This is a genomic window from Bradyrhizobium sp. Rc3b (genome assembly GCF_900114915.1).
Classification (GTDB): Bacteria; Pseudomonadota; Alphaproteobacteria; order Rhizobiales; family Xanthobacteraceae; genus Bradyrhizobium.
The window spans coordinates 250,711-266,272 of the sequence record NZ_FOUS01000012.1 but is presented as its reverse complement, the minus strand read 5'-3'; the positions used below and the strand labels follow the sequence as shown (position 1 = coordinate 266,272).

Sequence of the window (15,562 nt, the reverse complement as noted above, 5' to 3'; positions counted from 1 at the left end):
TGATCTTTCCGGAAAACCGCTTCGCACTTTTCCGGATCATGCTTGAGGCAGACCAATACGGGCTCCGCCCCCTACCCGATCGACAGGATCTCGATCTCCTGCGCGCCCGTCCCTACGACGTCACCCACCGCCTTCCCCATCAGCGACCGCGCGACCGGCGCGACGAACGAGATCGTCCCCGCCTTAGGGTCGGCTTCGTCCTCGCCGACGATGCGGTAGGTTTGCACGCGGCCGTCGCTGCGGCTGAAGGTCACGGTGCTGCCGAAGGCGACTGTTTCGGTCGAGGTCGGATCGGGAACGAGCTGCGCCGTGCGCAGCCGTTCGGTGAGATAGCGGGCGTCGCGCAACGGCACCGCCGACTGCCGGCGCTTTTCGTTGACGTCCTCGATGGCCTGCGCGGCCTCATAGGCCTCGCGGGCCTGCTGAAGCTGCGTCTGCAACGCCTGCAGCCCTGCTTCCGTCACGAGGTTGGGATGCGGCGAGATCGGGCGATCCGGCAACAGCGTCTCGGACGCGGTTTCGGCGCTTTCTTCCTTGGTAAAGGCGACGCTCAATTCAAAGATCCTGTCAAACTGTCCGGAGTGGCGGCGCCGCGCGCCGCCGATTGCCCTGGACTATATCTCAAGTTCGACGAAACGACGGAGCTTGAAGACGAGATCCGGCATGGCTTGGCGGAACCGCGTCGCGTTCTGGAAATTGGTCGAGAACGGGGCGAAGGTGATCATGGCGTTCCAGTGCCTGTAACCGTAGACCGTGACCGAGGCGCCGGTCGCCGGGAAATTCTCCAGCTTTCGGAGCTCGCCAAGCACGAGATCGGCGATCGCTTCTGCCGGCAACAACTGCTTGCCATCCCGCGTCGTGACGATTTTCGCAGCCGGCTGGACCGGTTCCGCAGTGGCCGGCGCAGCGCTGGCCGCATCCTCCTGCCCGGTCGACGTCGCCTCAGGGACGGGCGCCGCGACCGCGTCCGCTCCGTTCGACGGCACGGTCGGCGGACCCTCGGTGAGCGGCGGCGGTGCAACACTGTCTGCGCGCTTGTTGCCTCCAAGGATGCTGCTGATCATGGCCACAAGGCCAGCATCCTTCACGTCGTCACTCATCACTCCCCCCCGGGATTCGGCCTACTCTAGCACTGCGCTCGCAGATCGCCATCGGGGATGTGACCGGAAGCCGCCCGGCAGAGGCGGTTGGTCGCAGGCCGTTCGTCGAAGCGCCGGTTCTTCGAAAGCACCGGCGGCGCGAAGCTGAGCATCCCGCGCCGCCATGCGATCCGTCACTGCTTAGCGAACGGAATATATTGCTGGTACTGCTTGGGCACCGAACTGCGATAGCGCGCGGGCACGGTGCCGGTGTCGACGGAGCGATCGATTTCCTGCTGCCGCGTCATCTTCTTCTTCGCCGGCTTCTTCGACGCACTCTTCTTGGAGTCGGTCGGCTGGCTGGAGCTGTCGGTGGTCGCGGCCGGCGCCGCCGTCGTTGCCGGCGCAGCGGTTGTCGCCGCAGGCGCAGCTGTTCCGCCGGCGGCCGGCGCGCTTTGGGCCAGGGCATGCGGCGTTTGCGTCATGAGCGCCAGTGCTGCCACCGCAGCCAGCAAATATGATTTCTGCATGAGAACCTCCAAATGCCTTGATCCGAACGAGGCAAGCCTAGTCCCACCGGATCGAGGCGTGCAAGTTCGCTGAGGATAGGTCGGAACCCGTGTGCGATCTGTGGCCGAGATCACAGTGCAAGGCGCCGGCTGCGTCACGATGGTCCTCGCTTCGAACGCATCCGGCGCCGGGGAGACCAACACAGCATGACCCCGCGTCAGACAAGCCACGGGAACGCCAAGGCTCGGCCGTTCCACCTACCATGAAGGAGATTGAAATGCGTCGCACCATCCTCACGCTTGCATCGTTCGCAACCTTGATCGCCGCGTCGTTGTCGGCGGCCCCGGCCCAGGCCGGAAGCGACAGATACTGCCTGCAAGGCCGCAACTGGGGTTATCCCGGCAACTGCCAGTTCGCCAGCTACCAGCAATGTGCGGCGACGGCCTCCGGCACATCGGCCTATTGCGGCATCAACCCGCGCTACGCCTACTCGCAGCCCTACGCCTACTGACCACGTCGCGGCGTGCGCGGCGATCGCGCACGCCGCACGTCTCTATGCGCGAGCTCCAAGGCCGATCTCCTCGAGCCGTAACGCGAACCAGCGCGACAGCGGGTCGTCGACGGCGCCGCTGACATAGACCTCCGACGTCGTCACCTGGTCCTTGTCCAGCACCAGCAGCACGCCGACCCAGTAGGGAAACCAGACGTGGACGTCGGTCAGCGCCCTCAGCTTGTGCTGGTCGTGCTCAATCGGGGTGTGATTGCTCGCCTTGCGGATCTCCACGCTGAGCAGATTGTTCGGGATCTCGCGCTGATGCACGACGACGTCAGGGTAGATCGACTTGCCGAGATGGTCGTCGGTCGAGATGATGGTGCCGTGCGGCAGATGCAGCGTACGCTCGCCGAGCCGGTCATAGTTGCAGTCGACCGACCAGCCAGAGAACTGCTTTTCCAGATGCACGGCGAAGCGGTGCGTGACCGCGCGTTCGCCGATGTCCTTCTCGAACAGGAAGCCTTCGTGGGCGTAGAAGTCCCGCAGCGCCGCGATTACCTTGTTCAGCTCGGTCTGCATCGTGCCTCCGGGCCCATCTCGCGCACCTGGTTCGGTGTCGTCCCGGCGAACGCCGGGACCCATGCCGCGAGGTCTATCGAGTGTACACGGCGCACGTACCGAACTCCGAGTCTTCGCCAAACCTCTCCGTGGGGTTATGGGTCCCGGCGTTCGCCGGGACGACGTGGGGAGAGAGCTTGTTCAATCAACCCCCTACATCTGGACTTCGATCAGCCGCGGCCCCGGCTCGGCGACGGCTTCGGCCAGCGCCTTGTTGAACTCGTCGGCATTGGTGACAGCACGGCCGGGCACGCCCATGCCCTTGGCCAGCGCCACGAAATCCAGCGTGGGCCGGTCGAGGCGGAGCATGTCGTTGGCGCGCCGACCGGGCTCGCCGGCGCCGACATTGTCGAACTCGCCGCGCAGGATCTGGTAGATGCGGTTGGCGAACACGATGGTGACGATATCAAGGTTCTCGCGCGCCTGCGTCCACAGCGACTGGATCGTGTACATCGCGCTGCCGTCACCGACCATGGTGATGACCTTGCGGTCCGGGCAGGCGATCGCAGCGCCGATCGAGAGCGGCGTCGAGAAGCCGATCGAGCCGCCCATGTTCTGCAGCCAGTCGTGCGGCGCCGCCGCCGCCGTCGGCGGGAAGAAGCCGCGGCCGGTGGTGAGGGACTCGTCGACCATGATCGCGTTTTCGGGAATCGCACAGGCGATCGCCTGCGCGATCGAGGCGAAGGTGAGCGCGCCGGTCGGCTTGACCAGCTCCTGCACGGCCTGCGGCTTGACGTCCTTCGCGCTCGCCTTCACCGCACCCGCAAGCGCCTCGAGCGCTGCGACCGAGTTCTCGCCCCAGGAGGTCATGCGATGGACGTCGCAGCCCTCAGGCTTGAGCATGCTCGGCTTGTTCGGATAGGCGAAGAACGCCACGGGATCGTCAGACTCGACCAGCACGATGTGACGGAACTTGGCCAGCATCGGCAGCGCGTTCTCGATCACGTAATGGATGCGGTCGATCGAGTAGCGGCCGCGGCCGCGCGCCATCTTGGGGCGGAAGGTCGGGCCCATCACGGTGCAGCCGGTCTTGGCGGCGATGCGCTCGGCCAGCGCCAGGCCCTGCTCGCTCAGCGCGCTGCCGGTCATCAGCAGCAGCGTGCCCTCGCCGTCACCGTGCAGGATCTTCGCGGCCCGCTCGACCGCCTGCGGCGAATAGCTCGCGCGCTGCTGCTCGGCCGGAACCTCGGCGATGCCGTCGGCCTCGTTCCAGGCGGTGTCGGCGGGCAGGATCAGGGTCGCGATCTGACCCGGCGCGCTCTTGGCGGCGGCGATCGCGGCGGCGCCGTCGGCGGCCACCGATTTGGAGTTCGGCGAGGTCCGGACCCAGGACGACATCGGCCGGGCCAACCCCTCGATGTCGGAGGTCAGCGGCGCGTTGTAGTCGATGTGATAGACGGCATGCTGACCGACGATATTGACGATGCCGGAATTGGCCTTCTTGGCGTTGTGCAGGTTGGCAAGACCGTTGGCGAGGCCGGGGCCAAGATGCAGCAGGGTCGAGGCCGGCGTACCTTTCATGCGGTAGTAGCCGTCGGCCGCGCCCGTCACCACGCCCTCGAACAGGCCGAGCACGCAGCGCATGCCGGAGACCCGGTCGAGCGCTGCGACAAAATGCATCTCGGAGGTTCCCGGGTTGGAGAAGCAAATGTCCACCCCGCCCTTGACCATCGTCCGCACCAGGCTTTCCGCACCGTTCATTCTTCTTGCTCCCGCAACCGCCGATTTCGAGTGAGGTATCCGACCAATCATTGTTCGCAGGCCCCGTCAAAGCAATAGGGGCCATCGCGGCCCTGCCCCGCGCGAGGATGCGCTGGCTTGGATAACGCTTTTCGTCAAATTGGCGCGGTTGCGGATCTGGTGACGTCAATCGTTAAGCATGGCATCCCTCACGGGGCCGTGGCTTGCGAAAAGCCCGCAAATATGGCCTGTGGCCCTTGTTGAATCGATTTTTTGCTGGGGGAAACAATGATCCGGTTTTTTGCCGCGCCGATTGCCGCCATCGCACTGCTGTCGGCCATGGCGGGCGGCGCGTTCGCCGAAGAGTTCGACTCGCGCGACATCATGGGCGGCGGACCGAACTTCTTCCGTTCCGGCGCCAATCCGATCCCCCGCACCACCGTCATGTATAACGGCAATTACGCCCCCGGCACGATCGTGGTGAACACCAGCGAGCGGCGGCTGTATCTGGTGCTGCAGAACGGCCAGGCGCTGCGCTACGGCATCGGCGTCGGCCGCGACGGCTTCCGCTGGGGCGGGGTCCACAGGATCACCGCCAAGAAGGAATGGCCGGACTGGACGCCGCCGTCGCAGATGCTGGCCCGCCGGCCGGACCTGCCGCGCCACATGAAGGGCGGCGTCGAGAATCCGCTCGGTGCGCGCGCGATGTATCTGGGCTCGACACTCTACCGCATCCACGGCTCCAACGAGCCGGAGACGATCGGCCAGGCGGTCTCCTCGGGCTGCTTCCGCATGACCAATGACGACGTCAGCGATCTCTACGGCCGCGTCTCGGTCGGTACCACGGTGGTGGTGCTGAACAACTGACGCACGCTTCCGGGGCAAAGCCGGAGGCATGCCCACCACTGACTGCGGTTGCGGCGCGATGGTGGGCACGGCGCTTTCGCGCCTTTGCCCACCCTACGACACTGTAACTCTCTTGCTACAGACAATGCCGGGAACCCGCAGGCCGCGTGAATCTGCGGCCTTGTGCGCGCGACGTGAATACGGCAGCGTCGCACGACGATGAGCGCACTCAATCCGTCCTCGGCTGCCCTTCGCATCGCCCTGCTGGCGCTCGCCGCGCTCACATGCGCGCCCGATCCCGCGACCACGGCGGTGGCGGGCGAGTTGCCCGCGGTCTCCTCGCGCCAGCGCTCCGAGAAGAAGAATTTTACCGACGGAGAGATCGTCGAGGGCTTCCTGAAGACGGCGTTCGGCGCCGAATATCACCTCGCCGGCCGCGTCGACCGCATTCGCAAATTCGACGGGCCGGTGCGCGTGTACGCCGAGAGCGACCGCGCCGACCGCAAGACGCAGCTCGCCAGGGTCGTGGCCGACATCGCCCATCGCGTGCAGCATCTCGACATCGCCATGATCGCGACCGCCGAAGCGGCCAATGTGCGGGTGAAGCTGGTGCGCGACCGCGACCTCTTCCGCACCATCTCCAGCTTCTACGGCGCCGAGAAGGCGCGCGAGATCCGTACCTCGCTCGACCCGCAATGCCTGTCCGGCTTCCGCAAGAACGACAATTTCGAGATCGAGCATTCCGACGTCATCCTCACCGTCGACAACGGCGATTTCGTCTTTCTCGACTGCGCCTATGAGGAGCTGCTGCAATCGCTCGGGCCCATCAACGACACCGCGAGCGTGCCGTGGACGATGTTCAACGACAACGTCTCGATGGGCTATTTCGACGTCTACGACCAGTACATCCTCAATCTGCTGTACGATCCCCGCATCAAGCCCGGCATGACCGTGGCCGAGGTCAAGGCGGTGCTGCCCGCCGTGCTCGCCGACGTGCGCAGCTGGGTCAAGCAGGTGAATGATCTGAAGGAGTGAAGGCGCTTGCTCGCTGCACCCTCTCCCCCTGTGGGAGAGGGTGGCTCGCCGCATAGCGGCGAGACGGGTGAGGGGTCTCTCTCCGCAAGTTCAATTTCATTGAGTGGAGAGAGACCCCTCATCCGGCGCTTCGCGCCACCTTCTCCACAAGGGGAGAAGGAGCACGTGCGATCGCGGCGGCTTATCGCTTCAGCCTCACACCTTGCTTGCCTTCGACATCAGGAACTGCTGGCGCATCACATTGTGGCCGGGGTCGAAATATTCCGAGATCAGCGCCTCGAATTCGGCTCGGAAGCTCTTGAGCTTGTCCGGCTCGTCCTTGTACTGGGCGACGAGCTTGATCAAAGGCCCAATCGTCGTTTCCATGGTGCGGCGGAAATGCTGCGGGCTGAGGGCGGACGGCGTCATCATGTCCATCTCGAAGGAGAGGTCCTTCGCTTTCCCCGCGAGACGCTCGGCGACGATCTTCGGATCGCCCCACAACACCGGCGATGCCACGCCCTCGGGCGGCGGCAGATGGCGACCGATCAGCGCGAACATCCGCCCGACATACAGATGCGGCGGCCAGGTGGAGAAGGCGATGGTGCCGCCGGGCTTCAGCACGCGCAGCATCTCGCCGATCGCGACGTCCGGGCGCGGCGCGAACATGTGGCCGAACTGGCTGAGCACCACGTCGAACTCGTTGTCGCCATAGGGCAGGCTTTCGGCGTCGCCGTCCTTGAAGTCGACATCGAGGTTCATCAATTGCGCATGCTCGCGGGCCCGTTCGATCAGGACCGGCGACAGATCGAGACCCCTGACCTTCGCACCGCGGCGCGCCGCCGTGATCGCGACAACGCCGGTGCCGCATCCGACGTCGAGCAGGCGTTGGCCGGCGGCAACGCCGGCAAAACCGACGAGCTTGGCGGCGGTCGGTGTCGTGAAAACTTCCATCGGCGTGAACAGCGACCAGGCTTCCTTCTGGACTGCCTTGAAACCTGCAAACGGATCCTGCGCGGTCATGGAACTCTCCCCTTTGCGCGAGCTGGATCTTCATGAGGCTGGCGACGGGCGCCGAAGGTTCAACGCGGCCGCATGGCTCCGCGGCAACGCGGATGCCCGGGCCTTCTGCAACGCCCTCGTCCCGCGGCGGCCGCGCCGCAACACGGCCCAACAGATCGGACCCTACTGGACGAGATCGGCGACGGTGGTTGCGGCCTTCAGGCCGGTGCCGGTGAGGACGGCGACCGTGGTGTCGGTCGCCTTGATGGCGCCGGTGGCCGAGAGTTTGTCCAGCGCCGCAGCCGCGCTGGCGCTGGTCGGCTCGGCGAACAGGCCCTGCCGGGCCAGTCGCCGCAGGGCGGCGACGATCTCGTCCTCAGTGAGCGCGACGGTGCCGCCGCTGCTCTCGCGCAAGGCCGCAATGATCTCGCGCAGGCGCAGCGGGTGCTTGATGGCGGTTCCTTCGGCAATGGTCTTGTTGACCTCGCGCGCGACAGGCGTATCGACACCGGCCTGAAAGCTCGCATCGATCGGCGAACAGTTGAGTGGCTGCGCCGCGAACAGCCGCGGCAGCTTCGCGATCTGGCCGGCCCTCAACAGCTCGCGGAAGCCGAAGGCGCACCCGAGAAGAGAGCTGCCGGCGCCAACGGGGACGATGATGTTATCGGGGGCGCGGAAGCCGAGATCTTCCCAAATTTCATAGGCGAGCGACTTGGTGCCTTCGAGGAAGAACGGCTGCCAATTGTGGCTGGCATAGAAGGTCTGGCTCGACTGCCGGATCGCCTCGGCTTCCGATTCCTCGCGCGGGCCCTCGACGAGCTGCACCTCGGCGCCGTAAGCGCGCACCTGCGCGATCTTCGCCGGCGAGGTCGAGGCCGGCGCCAAGATCTTCACGCGCATGGCGCCGGCGGCGCCCAGCCCCGCCATCGACGAGCCGCCATTGCCGGAAGAGTCTTCCAAGATGGCGTCGACGCCGATCTGGCGCAGGAAGGACAGCATCACGGCCGAGCCGCGGTCCTTGAAGCTGCCGGTCGGGTTGAACCATTCGAGCTTGAACAACGGCCGCAAATCGCCCCAGCCCTGCTGCACCAGCGGCGTGCAGCCCTCGCCGAGCGTGATCGGAGTCTTGATCTCGACCGGCAGCGCCGCGCGGTAGCGCCAGAGCGAGCGCGTGCGGCCGTCGATGTCCTCACGCGAGATCCCCGCCCCCGGCGTCACCAGAAGCGGCGTGCGCTCGTCCGAGCACCAGCGCGGCTGGTCGAGCGCATAGAGCTTTCCGTTGCGGGGGTCGATGTAGCTGGCGGGCATGGGGGTCTCCGGGGCGGTCAACCGATCCAGTCGATATGTCTGAATATATGGGCTTTATCCAGTCACGCGTTTGCAAGGGTGTGGACGCAGCCCGATTTGTGCACGATACGCCGTCTCACTTGCAGGGAGCGCGGACAGGCGATGGCAGTTCGATGGACCAAAGGTTACAGTCAGCGCGAACTCGACCGTGCGCAGATTCAACCTGGTCGCACGATATGGCCATAGCCTGGAAGAACTCGAGAAGAAATCGGATCGCTAGCCATGCTTCGTCTTGACCACATCACCGTCGCCGCGAACGACCTTGCCGAGGGCGTCGCTTATGTCGAGACCGCGCTCGGCATTGCGCCGCCGGCCGGCGGCGCGCATCCGCTGATGGGCACGCATAATCACCTGCTGCGGTTGAGCGAGACAGCGTTCCTCGAAGTGATCGCGCCGAACCCGTCGGCTCCCGCGCCCAGCCGGCCGCGCTGGTTCGCGCTGGACGATGCACGGACGCGCGCGGTGCTCGCAGTTTCGCCGCGGCTCATGACCTGGGTCGTGAGCACGTCCGACATCACGTCCGCGCTCGCGACGATCCCGCATGTCGCAAAACCCGCCATCACGGTGACGCGCGGCCATCTCGAATGGCTGATCTCCGTCCCGCCCGACGGCTCGATGCCGTTCGACGGCGCGTTTCCGACCGTGATCGAGTGGCCGGCCGGACCGCATCCAGCGTCGCGCATGGCCGATCTCGGCTGCTCCCTGGTGGAATTCGAGATACGGCACCCCGAGGCGGACACGATCGCCGCGTCGCTGGCGGGCTTTCTGGACGATCCGCGCATCCGCTTCAGTCACGATTCCGCGCCCTCGTTTCGCGCGGTGATCCGGACGCCGGGAGGCGACCGGCAGCTGGTCTAGCCGGCCTCGCCGGCCGGTGGCCCCTTCAAAAACACAAATAACTACATAGATATAGCCTGTATACCGGTGCCGTGCGCCATTCAGCTGGGCATGGCAATGGCTGGTGACCGGCATCGGCAGCGGAGGCCCTGCGCGCGCAGCACGATTAACTTGTCTGTCGCGTCTTGCCGCTACAATATGTTGGATTGAGCTTGCGTCGCCGATGTTCCGCGTCGGCAACGCGACCGAGCCAGGCCCGTCCGAGCGGCGGGCCGTTGGCTTTTTGGGAGTTTGGTCATGAGCCGCGCGAACCGTACCGACCACATCCGCCTGACTTCGCATCCGGAGCCGGGCCGGAAGTCCGCCTTCCCGATCCACTGGGGCGCCGCTGACGCGCGCGCCCGCGGACCGATCATCGGCACGGTCTCGCGCGCCGGGGATCGCAACGTGATCGGCAGCCATGGCGGGTCCTACGCGATGTACCGTGCGCTCGCGGTGTCCGCCGGTGCGCTCGATCCGATTCGCAGGCCCGACCTCACCAATACGTTTCCGGCGGCGACCATCGGACCGTTCGAGCAATGGCGCGATCCCGCCAAGATCGTCGCGCTCGATCCCTGGGGGCATCTGGTCGCGGAGAATTTCGGTAAGGAGATCGCAGAAGGCTCCGACATCCGCCCGAGCATCGCCGTGACGCGAGCGCGGCTCGACCTGCCGGAGATCCGCGAGGCGCTGGCCGCAAAACGGCTACGCGCCGACGGCGAGGTCGTGCATGCCAATGGCAGCGTCTCCGTCGTGAAAATCGCGATTGATCCGGTCTGGTACCTGCCGGGGCTTGCGGCGCGCTTCGGCACCGCCGAGACCGAGCTGCGGCGCACGCTATTCGAGCAGACCGCCGGCATGTTCCCCGAGCTGGTGACGCGGCCGGACATGAAGGTGTTTTTGCCGCCGATCGGCGGTACCACCGTCTACATGTTCGGCGATGTGACGAAACTGCCGGACCATCGCACCAAGATCACCTGCCGCGTGCATGACGAGTGCAACGGGTCCGATGTGTTCGGCTCCGACATCTGCACCTGCCGTCCGTATCTCATCCACGGCATCGAGGAATCCGCGCGCGGCGCGCAGGAAGGCGGGCTCGGGCTCGTCGTCTACAATCGCAAGGAAGGCCGCGCGCTCGGCGAGGTCACCAAATTCCTGGTCTACAACGCGCGCAAGCGCCAGGAGGACGGCGATGCGGCCGCCGCCTATTTCGAGCGCACCGAATGCGTCGCCGGCGTGCAGGATGCCCGCTTCCAGCAATTGATGCCGGATACGATCCACTGGCTCGGTCTGAAGCGCATCGACCGCTTCCTGTCGATGAGCGACATGAAATACGACGCGCTGACCTCGCAAGGCATCGACATCGTCGAGCGCGTGCCGATCCCGCCGGAGCTGATTCCCGCCGACGCCTATGTCGAGATCGCCGCGAAGAAAGCCGCCGGCTATTACTCGACCGACATCGCGCCCGAGAAGGACGTGGACGGCGTGGTCGGGCGTTCGCTGGAAAAATACTGATCGCGCGATGCGGGAGGCTTTGGAATTGCAAGCACGCTCGCTGCTCACCGCAGATGCGGTGCGCGCGCGGGCCGCGCAGATGCTGGAGATCGGCCTTGCCGGCGGCCTCCGCCACTTCACGATCGATCTCGACCGGATGGATGGTGTCGCGGAGGCCGTGCTCGCGGTGACCCGCAAAGCCTATCCGGCGCTGGAGATTCCATTCCATGCGCGCTGGCGGCATTTTGTGCTTGGCGGCGCCGACCGCTGGGCGAAGCTTGCCGACGCGGCTTCGTGGCCGGACCGCGCCGCGCGGGCGCGCGCGGAGTTCGACCTTGCCATCGTCAGCGTGCTGCTCGATGCCGGCGCGGGCGCGGCCTGGCGCTACCGCGATGCCATGAGCGGCGAAAGCATCGGCCGGTCCGAGGGGCTCGCGATCGCCAGCCTCGACATGTTTGCGAGCGGTCTTTTTTCGCGCGACGCCGGCTCGCCATTCAGGGCCGATGCGAACGTGCTCGCGCAGCTGCCGCTCGCCGCACTCACCTCCGCTTTTCAGGTCAGCGACACCAATACGCTGCTCGGGCTCGAGGGGCGCGCGGATCTGTTGCGGCGTCTGGGCAAGCTGGTCGCGGAGCGCGCCGAGATTTTCGGCCTGCAAGATACACCGCGGCCGGGCGGGCTGTTTGATCACATCGCGGCGCAGGCGAAGGGCGGCGCCATTGCCGCGCCTGCGATCCTGTCGGCGGTGCTGAACCAGCTCGGACCGATCTGGCCGTCGCGGCTGGAGCTTGCAAAGATTCCGCTCGGCGATTGCTGGCGCCATCCGGCGCTTAGGGCGGATGATGCGACCGCGGGCCTCGTGCCGCTGCACAAGCTGTCGCAATGGCTGAGTTATTCCCTGATCGAACCGCTGCAGCGCGCTGGCCTCGACGTCACCGACATCGACGGCCTGACGGGGCTTGCGGAATACCGCAACGGCGGACTGTTCGTCGATTACGAGGTGCTGCGTCTGCGCGATGCCGCGGATGCCGAGCGTGCGCATGCGGTGGACTCGCTGCTCGTCGTGGAATGGCGTGCGCTGACGGTCGCGCTGCTGGACCGGCTTGCCGAGCTGGTTCGCGCAAAGCTCGGCCGCACGCCCGAGACATTACCGCTCGCCAGCATTCTGGAAGGCGGCACCTGGGCCGCCGGCCGCGCCATTGCCTTTGCGCGCCGGCCCGACGGTTCGCCGCCGCTGAAGGTGATCAGCGACGGCACGGTTTTCTAAACCCTCTCCCCTTGCGGGAGAGGGTGGCTTCGCCAAAGCGAAGCCGGGTGAGGGGTCTCTCTCCGCGGGGGATCTCTCAATTGGAATACGCGGAAAGATACCCCTCATCCGGCGCTTCGCGCCACCTTCTCCCACAAGGGGAGAAGGGAAGAAGAAGAGCATCCCATCATGGAAGGCGTCACGATCGTCGATCATCCGCTGGTGCAGCACAAGCTGACGCTGGTGCGGGACAAATCGATCTCCACAAAATCGTTCAGGGAGCTGATCAAGGAGATCGGCATGCTGCTTTGCTACGAGGTGACGCGCGATTTGCCGCTCGCGGATACCGTGATCGAGACGCCGCTGGCGACGATGCACTCGGCCAAGATCGCCGGCAAGAAGCTGGTGTTCGTGCCGATGCTGCGCGCCGGCACCACCTTCGTCGACGGCATGATGGACCTGGTGCCGACTGCGCGCGTCGCCCATATCGGGCTCTACCGCGAACCGCACAGCTTTGCGGCGGTCGAGTATTTCTTCAAATCGCCGTCCGACCTCGGCGAGCGCCTCGCGATCGTGGTGACCCCGGTGGTAGCCACCGCCAACACGGCCGTCGCCGCCATCGACCGCCTGAAAGAGCGCGGCGCCAGGGACATCCGCCTCGCCTGCCTGATCGCCGCGCCGGAAGGACTCGAACGGCTGCGCGGCTTGCATCCGGACGTGCCGATCTGGACCGCGGCGGTGGACGAAGGTCTCGACGAGAACGGGTTCATCCTGCCGGGCCTTGGCGATGCCGGCGACCGCGCCTACGGGACGCGGTAGGCGCGCTCTAAAGCACCTCTCCCGCTTGCGGGAGAGGGAGCGCACCTCCGCCGTTGCAGCGATCAACCTTCAGATCTTCCCGCTGCCGCAGATTCCCTTCAGCGACTGCCATTCCTTGTCAGTCAGCAGCGGCGGGCCGCTGACAGGGCGATCTTCCCTGGTCATGCGAGCGAGGCGGTCCTCGGTCAGCGGGTGGCTGGCGAGGATCGACGTGAGCGTGGAGCCGCCTTCCTTGCCGGTGATGCGGTACATCAGCTCAAAAGCGGGCTTCGGCGAGCGGCCGAGCTTGTGCATGATCTCGATCGCGAACGTATCGGCAGCAGTCTCGGCCTCGCGCGAATAGGAGGCTTCGACGACGGTGCGCGAGGCAAAGATCACGGCGGATGAGCCGGTGACGTCGCCGAACAACAGGCCGATCAGGAATGAGGTGCCGCCGTTGTAGATCAGCCCGCGCATGTTGTCGTAATGCTTGAGATGGCCAAGCTCGTGCGCGAGGATGCCGGCGAGCTCGTCGGGGTTCTGCGCCTTGTCGAGCAGGCCCCTCAGCACGTAGACCTTGCCGCCGGGCAGCGCGAACGCGTTCGGCACCGCGGTCGGCAGCACGCCCGCTGTCATGGAATCGTCGTCGAGGCCGGCGGCATCGCGCAGGCGGTTGACCAGCTTTGTGAACGCGGCCTTACCCGCGGGGTCTTCGCACACGCTGCGACCGAAGATGGTCTTCACCTGGACTTCGGAGGCATCGCCGATGCGCCGCTCGATCGGTTTCGGCACCAGCGGTGCAAGCCGGTCGGCGGCGAGCGGCACGCCGAACAGCACGACGCAGACGATGGAGACGGTGGCAGCCACCGACCAGCCGACGATCTTTGCGACGCCGCGGCGCGAGGTTCGGTGCTCGTCGAGATCGGTGCAGCGGACGGTCACGTCCGCCGCGAGTACAGCGTCGCGGATCTCGAGCCGCGCCAGCGGCGGCGCCGTGGTGCAGGCCAGGCGCAAAATCCCGGGCGGACTGTCGGCGCGGCGAATGTCGGCATAGGACCAGCGAACCGGCGTTCCGCCCTCCTCGAGGATCTCGAGCGCATCAGCGAACGTCAGCGTCACCTGCCGCCGGCGGCTCGACGTGCCGTCGAAGAAGATGGTCGGCTTGGCGGCCTGCGCCGGCGCCTCGGCAAATACGTCACTCACAGCTCAGAATCCCGCGACATCGAGCCCGTCAGCAAAACCTTCGCCGAGCGCACTGGCAAGTACGCCGCGCCCCTGCACATCCGACGCCGCGCCGATGTCGTGCACCTTGACGGTCTCCAGCACCTTGGCCCAGAGATCACGCTGAAGATAGACCCGCATGACGATGTTGATCGCAAGCGCCAGCGCGAGATAGCCTGCTACCATCATCACCACCATCGGGATGCTCCTGGCGGCATTGTCGGAGCCGAACACCTGATCGGCCGGAACGCCGCTCAGCTGGACGACCAGCAAGGCGGAGCCGCCGAGATAGGCGGAGAATACCATCGAGAGCAGCGTCCACCAGCCGATCACCTTCCAGTACAGGCCGTAGAAGGCATCGTGCGGCAGGTCCGAGGACAGGCTGACGCCGCCGATGCGGATGCCGTCGAGCCACCAGCGCCATTCGCGCGCCTTGAACTCCGCATAGAAGAACGGCGCGAGCGGGAAGATCACCAGCGCGATCGGGCTGAGCAGCCACAGCCACCAGCCACGCTTGAAGAAGGTCCAGCCGTTGCCCTCGAAATCGCCGCGAAGATCGCCGTAATGGGTGTGCTGCATCTTGTAGCGTTCGAGCGCGGCCTCGCGCCAGGGCAGCGCCAGGCCGAGCGTCAGGAATACGAGCAAGCCCCACGCCATGGCGCGGAACGAATAGGCCCAGCCCGAGCCGTCCATCCAGAATCGGACGCCGCGCCAAACGGTGCGCGTCAACCGGTAACGTCGCGCACGAAAAATCGCGAACTGGCCGAAGGCGTAGAAGCCGATGAACAGCGGCGTCGAGGCAAAACCCTGCCAGCGCTCGAACTCGATGCCGATCAGGAAGTAGGCGAGATAGATCGGCACCAGGATCGCGAGCGCGAACAGGAAGCCGACCAGGAGCTCCTTGGCCCGCCCGGTATATTCGGCGGCATCGCCGTCGATCGCGGTGTTCGCCCACAGATGACGACGGATGTCGGTGACGAGCCAGAACCGGTAGAAGCCGAAGGTGACGAGCTCCAGCATGGCCCCCTTGGTGACCATTTTCCGGAACTCGGAGCGGTCACCGCTGAAATCGACCCGCGTGGGCGGCAGCGGCGGCGGTAAGGGCTCGGAGCCGATGGGGGTCCATTGCATGTCGTTCACGGCGGCAACCTCGGGATGCGGTCTTGATCGGGTCAAACTATAGATCAGAGCTTGGTCGGTCCCCAAGATGGCGGGGTTCGATTTACCTTGATTCCAGTCGGTTTCTGGCACGATTTCACGACAAATGGTGTGCGGCGGGTCACGCTGATCGAGATCCCGTCAGCGCAGTCCGGGATCGTGCCCCAAGTCACGCCGGCC

16 protein-coding genes are annotated in these 15,562 nt (G+C 65.8%); 7 read left to right on the top strand and 9 right to left on the bottom strand.

The genetic code is table 11. From position 1 onward, the window contains the following. Window positions 1-71: 71 nt before the first annotated feature. The 3 genes from greA to BM190_RS27810 all read right to left on the bottom strand — a co-directional run bounded on the left by greA (window position 72) and on the right by BM190_RS27810 (window position 1,609). Window positions 72-554: a transcription elongation factor GreA gene (gene greA / locus BM190_RS27820; protein ID WP_018317206.1), complete on the bottom strand. Its 483-nt coding sequence runs from the start codon at window positions 552-554 to the stop codon at window positions 72-74. Between the two features lie 60 nt (window positions 555-614). Next, window positions 615-1,100: a hypothetical protein gene (locus BM190_RS27815; protein ID WP_092260772.1), complete on the bottom strand. Its 486-nt coding sequence runs from the start codon at window positions 1,098-1,100 to the stop codon at window positions 615-617. Window positions 1,101-1,273: 173 nt separating this feature from the next. Then, window positions 1,274-1,609, bottom strand: a complete 336-nt coding sequence (locus BM190_RS27810) for a hypothetical protein (protein ID WP_092260770.1) — start codon at window positions 1,607-1,609, stop codon at window positions 1,274-1,276. 257 nt (window positions 1,610-1,866) lie between these two features. Here BM190_RS27810 and BM190_RS27805 point away from each other — a divergent pair, with 257 nt between their 5' ends. Continuing rightward, window positions 1,867-2,100 carry a DUF3551 domain-containing protein gene (locus BM190_RS27805; RefSeq protein WP_018317209.1) on the top strand — a complete coding sequence of 78 codons (234 nt, stop codon included), beginning with the start codon at window positions 1,867-1,869 and terminating at the stop codon, window positions 2,098-2,100. A 42-nt stretch (window positions 2,101-2,142) separates the two neighbouring features. Here BM190_RS27805 and BM190_RS27800 read toward each other — a convergent pair whose 3' ends face one another. Then, the gene (locus tag BM190_RS27800) at window positions 2,143-2,661 is read right to left on the bottom strand and encodes a hypothetical protein (protein WP_092260768.1); all 519 of its coding nucleotides are present in this window, start codon (window positions 2,659-2,661) and stop codon (window positions 2,143-2,145) included. Between the two features lie 192 nt (window positions 2,662-2,853). Next, window positions 2,854-4,401 carry an acetolactate synthase large subunit gene (locus tag BM190_RS27795; RefSeq protein WP_177237319.1) on the bottom strand — a complete coding sequence of 516 codons (1,548 nt, stop codon included), beginning with the start codon at window positions 4,399-4,401 and terminating at the stop codon, window positions 2,854-2,856. A 267-nt stretch (window positions 4,402-4,668) separates the two neighbouring features. Here BM190_RS27795 and BM190_RS27790 point away from each other — a divergent pair, with 267 nt between their 5' ends. Next, window positions 4,669-5,247, top strand: a complete 579-nt coding sequence (locus tag BM190_RS27790; RefSeq protein ID WP_018317212.1) for a L,D-transpeptidase — start codon at window positions 4,669-4,671, stop codon at window positions 5,245-5,247. 198 nt (window positions 5,248-5,445) lie between these two features. Further along, window positions 5,446-6,261 carry a DUF2927 domain-containing protein gene (locus BM190_RS27785; RefSeq protein WP_092260764.1) on the top strand — a complete coding sequence of 272 codons (816 nt, stop codon included), beginning with the start codon at window positions 5,446-5,448 and terminating at the stop codon, window positions 6,259-6,261. A gap of 195 nt (window positions 6,262-6,456) precedes the next feature. Here BM190_RS27785 and BM190_RS27780 read toward each other — a convergent pair whose 3' ends face one another. After that, on the bottom strand, window positions 6,457-7,263 hold the full coding sequence (locus BM190_RS27780) for a class I SAM-dependent methyltransferase (protein WP_092260762.1): 807 nt from the start codon (window positions 7,261-7,263) through the stop codon (window positions 6,457-6,459). 162 nt (window positions 7,264-7,425) lie between these two features. Further along, entirely contained in the window at window positions 7,426-8,550 is a 1,125-nt protein-coding gene (locus BM190_RS27775; protein WP_092260760.1) for a threonine synthase, read from the bottom strand. Between the two features lie 261 nt (window positions 8,551-8,811). On the opposite strand from BM190_RS27775, the gene BM190_RS27770 reads away from it, so the two are divergent. From BM190_RS27770 to upp, 4 genes are all read left to right on the top strand, one after another. Further along, entirely contained in the window at window positions 8,812-9,447 is a 636-nt protein-coding gene (locus BM190_RS27770; protein WP_092260758.1) for a VOC family protein, read from the top strand. A gap of 276 nt (window positions 9,448-9,723) precedes the next feature. Continuing rightward, on the top strand, window positions 9,724-10,980 hold the full coding sequence (locus BM190_RS27765) for a GTP cyclohydrolase II (RefSeq protein WP_018317216.1): 1,257 nt from the start codon (window positions 9,724-9,726) through the stop codon (window positions 10,978-10,980). 7 nt (window positions 10,981-10,987) lie between these two features. Further along, window positions 10,988-12,226 carry a URC4/urg3 family protein gene (locus BM190_RS27760; protein ID WP_092260756.1) on the top strand — a complete coding sequence of 413 codons (1,239 nt, stop codon included), beginning with the start codon at window positions 10,988-10,990 and terminating at the stop codon, window positions 12,224-12,226. Window positions 12,227-12,394: 168 nt separating this feature from the next. Then, a complete protein-coding gene (gene upp, locus BM190_RS27755) occupies window positions 12,395-13,024 on the top strand; it encodes a uracil phosphoribosyltransferase (RefSeq protein ID WP_018317218.1) in 630 nt (209 codons plus the stop codon). Between the two features lie 69 nt (window positions 13,025-13,093). Here the strand turns inward: upp and BM190_RS27750 are convergent, their stop codons facing one another. Next, window positions 13,094-14,206: a M48 family metallopeptidase gene (locus tag BM190_RS27750; RefSeq protein WP_092260754.1), complete on the bottom strand. Its 1,113-nt coding sequence runs from the start codon at window positions 14,204-14,206 to the stop codon at window positions 13,094-13,096. 3 nt (window positions 14,207-14,209) lie between these two features. Then, window positions 14,210-15,355, bottom strand: a complete 1,146-nt coding sequence (locus tag BM190_RS27745) for a YjgN family protein (RefSeq protein ID WP_026201813.1) — start codon at window positions 15,353-15,355, stop codon at window positions 14,210-14,212. Window positions 15,356-15,562 lie beyond the last annotated feature (207 nt).

What these genes read in the sequence shown, in the direction of transcription:
- BM190_RS27815 (WP_092260772.1), bottom strand. Translation starts at nt 1,100, where the DNA reads ATGAGTGACGACGTGAAGGATGCTGGCCTTGTGGCCATGATCAGCAGC.
- BM190_RS27810 (WP_092260770.1), bottom strand. Translation starts at nt 1,609, where the DNA reads ATGCAGAAATCATATTTGCTGGCTGCGGTGGCAGCACTGGCGCTCATG.
- BM190_RS27805 (WP_018317209.1), top strand. Translation starts at nt 1,867, where the DNA reads ATGCGTCGCACCATCCTCACGCTTGCATCGTTCGCAACCTTGATCGCC.
- BM190_RS27800 (WP_092260768.1), bottom strand. Translation starts at nt 2,661, where the DNA reads ATGCAGACCGAGCTGAACAAGGTAATCGCGGCGCTGCGGGACTTCTAC.
- BM190_RS27795 (WP_177237319.1), bottom strand. Translation starts at nt 4,401, where the DNA reads ATGAACGGTGCGGAAAGCCTGGTGCGGACGATGGTCAAGGGCGGGGTG.
- BM190_RS27790 (WP_018317212.1), top strand. Translation starts at nt 4,669, where the DNA reads ATGATCCGGTTTTTTGCCGCGCCGATTGCCGCCATCGCACTGCTGTCG.
- BM190_RS27785 (WP_092260764.1), top strand. Translation starts at nt 5,446, where the DNA reads ATGAGCGCACTCAATCCGTCCTCGGCTGCCCTTCGCATCGCCCTGCTG.
- BM190_RS27780 (WP_092260762.1), bottom strand. Translation starts at nt 7,263, where the DNA reads ATGACCGCGCAGGATCCGTTTGCAGGTTTCAAGGCAGTCCAGAAGGAA.
- BM190_RS27775 (WP_092260760.1), bottom strand. Translation starts at nt 8,550, where the DNA reads ATGCCCGCCAGCTACATCGACCCCCGCAACGGAAAGCTCTATGCGCTC.
- BM190_RS27770 (WP_092260758.1), top strand. Translation starts at nt 8,812, where the DNA reads ATGCTTCGTCTTGACCACATCACCGTCGCCGCGAACGACCTTGCCGAG.
- BM190_RS27765 (WP_018317216.1), top strand. Translation starts at nt 9,724, where the DNA reads ATGAGCCGCGCGAACCGTACCGACCACATCCGCCTGACTTCGCATCCG.
- BM190_RS27760 (WP_092260756.1), top strand. Translation starts at nt 10,988, where the DNA reads ATGCGGGAGGCTTTGGAATTGCAAGCACGCTCGCTGCTCACCGCAGAT.
- upp (WP_018317218.1), top strand. Translation starts at nt 12,395, where the DNA reads ATGGAAGGCGTCACGATCGTCGATCATCCGCTGGTGCAGCACAAGCTG.
- BM190_RS27745 (WP_026201813.1), bottom strand. Translation starts at nt 15,355, where the DNA reads ATGCAATGGACCCCCATCGGCTCCGAGCCCTTACCGCCGCCGCTGCCG.